This is a genomic window from Entomohabitans teleogrylli, from assembly GCF_001484765.1.
In the GTDB taxonomy this organism is placed as follows: Bacteria; Pseudomonadota; Gammaproteobacteria; order Enterobacterales; family Enterobacteriaceae; genus Entomohabitans; species Entomohabitans teleogrylli.
In genome coordinates this window covers 1-984 of sequence record NZ_LLXO01000088.1, presented here as the reverse complement: position 1 = coordinate 984, position 984 = coordinate 1, and the positions used below count along the sequence as shown (strand labels likewise).

2 protein-coding genes are annotated in these 984 nt (G+C 46.3%); both read left to right on the top strand.

Going from position 1 to position 984, the window contains the following annotated elements; genetic code table 11:
• Nucleotides 1-152 precede the first annotated feature (152 nt).
• Nucleotides 153-506, top strand: coding sequence for a hypothetical protein (locus tag AQ981_RS25320; protein ID WP_058914522.1), 354 nt, complete (start codon nucleotides 153-155; stop codon nucleotides 504-506).
• Between the two features lie 11 nt (nucleotides 507-517).
• Nucleotides 518-916, top strand: a complete 399-nt coding sequence (locus tag AQ981_RS25315) for a hypothetical protein (protein ID WP_058914521.1) — start codon at nucleotides 518-520, stop codon at nucleotides 914-916.
• Nucleotides 917-984 lie beyond the last annotated feature (68 nt).

Sequence of the window (984 nt, the reverse complement as noted above, 5' to 3'; positions counted from 1 at the left end):
CTACTTGTCGCGCTGGAAAAACTCTGCCGTCTGACCTGCCTCCATGAGCAACTGGCTGTCGCGGTTTGATTAATGCTATATGTAATCTATATGGAAAACTGTGTTCTTTTGCTATATACTTTCCATATAGTCATAAAACAGAGAGGTAAATCATGACTACTATTGCTGCAACTAAAACCATCGCGACAGCAAAACGCCGTTCTCGCGTCGTTAAAAGCAAAGTGGAAGGTCGCGCACAAACTGCGCCGAAGAAATTCCTGTTCCAACTACGCGCACTCGACAACGAATATGGTGTAAGCGAAGAAACTTTCACTCGCCTTATGGAAGAACTGGCTCTTAACCAGACTGAGTTAGTTCATAAAGCGCTGCGCTACCTGGCGCGCGATGTATTGCCAGCTTACGAACTGGATAACGGTCCACTGACCGATGCCCAACATGCTGCCATTACCAAAATGTCAGGTATGGAAATTACAGAAGAAGATCTGGACTCTCCGTTATTTAAATAAGCAGGAAGCGCATGGCCACTGACTTCAAACCATTACCAGAACCAGGAGACATTCTCTGGTGTAAGTTTCCTCATAGCGAGGACTTAGGCAACCCGGGGCCATACCCACGCCCCGGGCTTGTTTTGAATGTGTTTACCGATATTCACTCGGTACTTATTACTTACGGAACATCGCAGATCGGTAAAGTCTACGACGGAGAATTCGTCATTGATGCTCAGCTAGATACCGCTGGGCTTGATGTACCGACAAAGTTCGACCTGAACCGACTTCAAAAGCTGCCCTTTAATGACGTGTGGTTTGAAACATCACCAGGCGTAACCATGAAAATCCCATTGCCCAAAATGGGCGTTATCCCGCCGAAATTTATGCCAGTTATGCGCACCGCTTGGGCAAAACGTCCGAAAAAATAAAAAAATTTTCGGCTGCTTTTTTAGTAAGCGTCCAGCGAGAACCGTATTGACGGGGATGTGTTATTCAG

What these genes read in the sequence shown, in the direction of transcription:
- AQ981_RS25315 (WP_058914521.1), top strand. Translation starts at nt 518, where the DNA reads ATGGCCACTGACTTCAAACCATTACCAGAACCAGGAGACATTCTCTGG.
- AQ981_RS25320 (WP_058914522.1), top strand. Translation starts at nt 153, where the DNA reads ATGACTACTATTGCTGCAACTAAAACCATCGCGACAGCAAAACGCCGT.